Genomic DNA, 695 nt, shown 5'->3' with positions numbered 1-695 from the left:
TGAAATATAAGGCATCAAGTTGTTTGGGATATCATTGGGATCTTCACCAATCTGTCCTGATGGATGTGCACCTACTGGGTTAAAGTACCGCAGTGTCACTAAGTTCAAGTTATCATTCGATACAGCTAAGTCTTCTAAAATGTACTCAACTGTAAGTTTACTTTGCCCATATGGGTTGGTACAAGATCTCGGAGAGTTTTCATCAATGGGCAGAGTCTTAGGGTCGCCATATACAGTAGCTGATGAAGAGAAGATGAAGTTACTGACGTTGTATTCTGCCATTACATTGAGTAAAGTAATCGTACCATTCACATTATTGTCATAGTACTTTAGAGGCTTAGCAACGGATTCACCCACGGCTTTTAAGCCTGCGAAGTGAATAACACCAAAGAACTTATGCTTATCGAATACTTCTCTAAGTAATTTAGCATTTCGGATATCACCTTTGATAAACTCAATTGGTTGTCCACTGAGCTTAGAGACCCGGTTGACAGACTCAAGGTTACTGTTTGACAAGTTATCATATACTACAATATCATAGCCCGCTTGATGCAGCGCAATACAAGTATGTGAGCCAATATAACCAGCGCCACCAGTTACTAAGATCTTGTTATTCATGACAATTCGCTACAATAAAAACACCCTATTGTAGGGCTGTAGCATAGTTTTTTCAAGGTGTTAAAACGGCTGATAAG

At 39.4% G+C, this 695-nt stretch carries 1 protein-coding gene; it reads right to left on the bottom strand.

Features of this window, described 5'->3' with window-relative positions; all coding sequences use genetic code 11:
* Positions 1-618, bottom strand: a 618-nt coding sequence (gene galE / locus ACS8FD_RS20785; protein WP_439277263.1) for a UDP-glucose 4-epimerase GalE, incomplete at its 3' end; no start/stop codon positions are given.
* Positions 619-695 lie beyond the last annotated feature (77 nt).

The organism is Psychrobacter sp. 1U2 (genome assembly GCF_051847575.1).
The sequence above is the reverse complement of the archived record's forward strand: the minus strand, read 5'-3'. Positions and strand labels throughout refer to the sequence as shown.